We start from the raw sequence: 4,024 nt of genomic DNA, 5'->3' as shown, positions 1-4,024 counted from the left end.
TACTCATGTTGCTCCTGGTTCCCACCTGTGACTGCTTCCTCTGGGCTCATACGCCCCAGTGTCCAGGTGTCCAACCAGAGGGTGGAACTTCAGACACCGGAACTGCCGGGACCCCTGCTCGCGCTCCTGCGGCAGTGTGCCGGCCCAGCATGGTGGACGATTGCACAGGTTCGTGGGAAGAGCCGTTCCTGGGGCACTTCGGCGACGGAGAGGTCGTCCGCTTCCGTCCACTGCAGGCCGGTCCACCCTGTCTGGAGCACGCTGCCGCCGAAGCCGACGAACCCCATCGCTGTGGTGAACCTGCGGGCCTCGGGGCGGCTCCCTGACAAGACACGCGGTCTCGGGGCCCGGCCCTTGACACAAGACTGCCTCCGGTTGGAACGGAAGCTCAGTACCGATCGGACCAACGGCCGACTCGGCCCGGCGTAGGGGTGGACCAGCGGGCTGAGGCGAGCCGGGACGACAGGCACTACGCACCTGGCGGGATGGGTGGCTTTGTCTGCCAACGCCCTCGCGTTGGCCCCGGCACCAGCCCGGCTGCTGGCGCCGCTGGCGCTTGCACCGGTCGACCGGTAGCTCCGGAGTGGCCAGCGCCGCACCCGGGGACACGGCGGTCACGTTCTCCGTCTCGGGTGGTTCGTTAGCGATCTCGGTCCCCGCCGGTCCGGTGGGTCTGGGGAGCGGACTGCCCGGAAACTCCGTCAGCGGACAACTGGGCAATGTCACGGTCACCGACACCCGGGCTCTGCTCACGGCCGCCTGGACCGCGTCCGCGATCTCCACCAGCTTCACGACGGGCATCGGCACGGCCGCGGAGACGATCCCGGCCAGCTCGGTCTCCTACTGGTAGGGAATCGCGAGCTCCACCACCGGCCTGGGCGTCTTGACGCCCGGCCAGGCCACCGCGGCCCAGGCCCAGAGCCTCAACGTCAGCCGCACCGCCTACAGTCTCACCGGGGGCACCGGCAACAACTCCGCGACGTGGAACCCGACGCTCGTCGTCGCGATCCCCGCCAGTGCGGTGAACGGCACCCACACCGGGACGGTGACTCATTCGATCGCGTAGCCCGGCCGGCCTGTGGTGTGCGACCGCGGCGGTGCTCGCGTTGGTCTGCGGCGCGAGCACCGCCGCAGCCGAAGGCCAGGGCCAGACGCCGCCCCCCACCGCTGAGGGCAGCATCGGCCTCAAGGTGGCGCTGCGCGAATGGGTGACAGATGGCCATATGCCTTGTGTTTATGGCAGTTCAAATGACGCACTTACGACGTCCGAATAGGGGGCTGCCCATCCCTCCGTTGGGGAAGACAGCCCATCGGCATGTGGTGGCGTGCGCCTGTCACAGGCCCGCGAGGGCGCCCATCGGAGGGAGCCGTCGACCGACGTGCTGTGAGGGTGCATCGGCTGGTGGGGGTGGCTCAGGCGTCCGAGGAGCCGTTCGTGCGAGCCATCAACATGCTTCGAGTGCTGCTCGGGACCGGCGCTGTCGGTGCGCTCGTGCTCACCGCCCCGGCGGTACACGCGCAGACCGCGGGTCCGGCGCAGGCGGTGATCGTGCCGTGCAACGAGGCCGCGTTGGTGAGCGCCGTCAATGCGGCCAACGCCTCCGGGGGCGGTGCCCTGTTCCTGGCACCGTTCTGCACCTATTCCCTCACCGGCGCCCACGGCTCGGGCGGGGCCGGGGGACCGGCGGGGCTGCCGAACATCACCACGCCGATCACCATGACCGGGCTGGCCACCGAGATCACCCGCGCGTCGGGCGCGCCCGCGTTCCGCATCATCGAGGTGGACGGGCCCTCGCAACTCCCCGCCGACCACGGCCAGCTCGCCTTGACCGCGGTCACCATCAGCAACGGTGACGCCGGCATCGGGGTGGGCGGCGGCATCGCCAACCTCGGCGGGTCGGTCGCCCTGACCGCCACCGAGGCGTGAGCAACAGCCGCGCCTCGTTCGGCGGCGGCATCTACACCGACACCGCGCTGACGATGACCGCCGGCAGCGTCACCGGCAACACCGCCACGGTCGACGGCGGCGGCATCTACAAGAACGCCGGCTCCGTCACGCTGCCGGCCACCAACGTCTCCGGCAACACCCCGGACAACTGCGCCGCAACCCCGCCCCTGACCGCGCCCTGTTGAGGCCGGCGAGCGACCTACGGTGCCCAACTCGTCCACAGAGCCACGGGTTAACGGCGGAAGCACCACACCGTCGTGCTCACTTCCCGAGGCGCTGTGGCACCCAACCGATCAGCAGCAGCGAAGGAGATCAGTCATGGCACCCGTCATCAGCTCCATCTCGCCCACCTCGGGCCGCTCGGGCCAGACGATGACCATCACCGGCACCGGTCTGGGGAGCCTGAGCACCACCAAGGTGAACATCGGCACCAAGACGGTCACGCCCACCGCCGCCAGCAACACCTCCGTCACCCTCACCATCCCGTCGGGGTGCTCCAGTCAGGCCAACGTCACCGCGACCGTCTCCGGGGTCAACAGCAACAGCAACGCCTTCTTCTACGTCGCCGCCCCGACGGTCACGTCGCTGACCCCCAGCACCGGCCCCGCCGCACCCGGCGCCATCGACGTCTTCGGCACCGGTTTCTCGACCGCGACCTCGGTCGCCTTCGGCACGGTCGGCACCGCCGTCCCCACCATCCTGTCGGACAGCCACCTGACCGTCACCCCTCCCGGCCACGGCGCCTTCACCGGCTGCACCGACGCGGCGGACGTCCTCGTCAGCAACACCGGCGGTACCAGCTCCCCGATCGGCGCGCCCGGTCAGTTCACCTACTACCAGCTGCCCGCGGTCACCAGCGTGACGCCCGGCACGGGAGCGGCCGGCACCACCGGGGTCATCGTCGCCGGCACCTGCTTCGTCGACGTCAGCTCCGTGACGTTCACCCCGGTCGGCGGTGGCGCGTCCACCCCGGCCAACAACGTCAGCGTCACCGGTGTGGGCAGCCTGACCCTCGACGTGCCCACCCTGGCCGCGGGCACCTACGACATCCAGGTCATCACCCCCGGCGGCACCAGCACGGCCGTCGCCGCCGACCACTTCGTCATCCCCTAAGCCCCGGGCGCGCCCGGGCCACCAAGCAGCGGGCGGCCCGGGCTCGCGGCCATCGGCGCGGATCCGACGGCCGCGACCACGGACTCGCTGCGCCCTGGCCGCCGCCCAGCGGCCAGGGCGCACCTCATTCACCCCATGAAGGAGAGTTCCACGATGGTTCCGGTCATCAGCGGCATCAACCCCAACCACGGGCCGGCCGCGGGGGGCACGGCCGTCACGATCAGCGGCAGCGGCTTCACCGGCGCGACCTCGGTGAAGTTCGCAACCGTGCCGGTGTCGTCGTTCACGCTGGTCAGCGACAGCCCGCGGTCGACAGCGGCTTCACGCTCGCAGCGGGCGAACCCCCGGACACGAGCGGAGCCGTCGAGATCGGCGGCGGCTGCGTGAAACGCCTGGCGCTGGTCGGCGGGCGTCAGACGTGGGAACCGGACACCCGCGTCGAGGCCTCGCCCGGCTGGCTGACAGCGGCCGAAGGCCGGGGCACCGCCGTGGTGATCCTCGTACCGCCGGACACCTGGCCGCCCGGTCTGATCGAGCTGGAACCCGAGGAACGCCTGAACGTGTTCACCCGGCGCTTCGAACAGGAGCAAAGGGCGGGCCGAGTCCTGCACGGGACCGTATCGGTGCGGATGGGAAGGCTGCCGGACAAGGGGGCCGGCGATGGGTGACGGTCGGCCGACGATTGACCCCGGCGGCCTGGCCGGGCACCGCCGTCCTGTCGAGGCCGTGGTAGCGGCATTGCCGCAGGCCAAGAGTGTGGACGTCGGCTGGGACACCGAGTAGCCCGTCGACGGCGCCGCACTCGCCACCGAGATCGGCGAGTACGGCGCCGGCGTCCGCGCCCACGACGAACCCCGCCCGACGGATCAGCCGGCCTTCGGAGTGTCATCCGAAGGCCGGCAGCGCCGCCGGGTTGATCAGGCGGTGTAGGTCATGGTTCCGGCGGACACCGTGCCACCCGGG

Annotated in this window: 7 protein-coding genes; all 7 read left to right on the top strand. The window is 70.8% G+C overall.

What is annotated here, in order from left to right; genetic code table 11:
* Positions 1-667: 667 nt before the first annotated feature.
* The 7 genes from ACIRYZ_RS46305 to ACIRYZ_RS46275 all read left to right on the top strand — a co-directional run bounded on the left by ACIRYZ_RS46305 (position 668) and on the right by ACIRYZ_RS46275 (position 3,729).
* Positions 668-850 carry a hypothetical protein gene (locus tag ACIRYZ_RS46305; protein WP_402955737.1) on the top strand — a complete coding sequence of 61 codons (183 nt, stop codon included), beginning with the start codon at positions 668-670 and terminating at the stop codon, positions 848-850.
* A 33-nt stretch (positions 851-883) separates the two neighbouring features.
* Positions 884-1,066, top strand: a complete 183-nt coding sequence (locus ACIRYZ_RS46300; protein WP_402955734.1) for a hypothetical protein — start codon at positions 884-886, stop codon at positions 1,064-1,066.
* 369 nt (positions 1,067-1,435) lie between these two features.
* Entirely contained in the window at positions 1,436-1,927 is a 492-nt protein-coding gene (locus ACIRYZ_RS46295) for a hypothetical protein (RefSeq protein WP_402955731.1), read from the top strand.
* Positions 1,924-2,133, top strand: a complete 210-nt coding sequence (locus ACIRYZ_RS46290; protein ID WP_402955728.1) for a hypothetical protein — start codon at positions 1,924-1,926, stop codon at positions 2,131-2,133. Before ACIRYZ_RS46295 ends, ACIRYZ_RS46290 begins: the two co-directional genes overlap by 4 nt.
* A 133-nt stretch (positions 2,134-2,266) precedes the next feature.
* Positions 2,267-3,061 carry an IPT/TIG domain-containing protein gene (locus ACIRYZ_RS46285; protein ID WP_402955725.1) on the top strand — a complete coding sequence of 265 codons (795 nt, stop codon included), beginning with the start codon at positions 2,267-2,269 and terminating at the stop codon, positions 3,059-3,061.
* Between the two features lie 135 nt (positions 3,062-3,196).
* Positions 3,197-3,448, top strand: a complete 252-nt coding sequence (locus tag ACIRYZ_RS46280) for an IPT/TIG domain-containing protein (RefSeq protein ID WP_402955722.1) — start codon at positions 3,197-3,199, stop codon at positions 3,446-3,448.
* Positions 3,445-3,729, top strand: a complete 285-nt coding sequence (locus tag ACIRYZ_RS46275; RefSeq protein ID WP_402955719.1) for a hypothetical protein — start codon at positions 3,445-3,447, stop codon at positions 3,727-3,729. The genes ACIRYZ_RS46280 and ACIRYZ_RS46275 overlap by 4 nt, the downstream gene beginning before the upstream one ends.
* The last annotated feature ends 295 nt before the right edge of the window (positions 3,730-4,024 follow it).

It is taken from the genome of Kitasatospora sp. NPDC101155, assembly GCF_044768305.1.
GTDB lineage: Bacteria > Actinomycetota > Actinomycetes > Streptomycetales > Streptomycetaceae > Kitasatospora.
The sequence above is the reverse complement of the archived record's forward strand: the minus strand, read 5'-3'. Positions and strand labels throughout refer to the sequence as shown.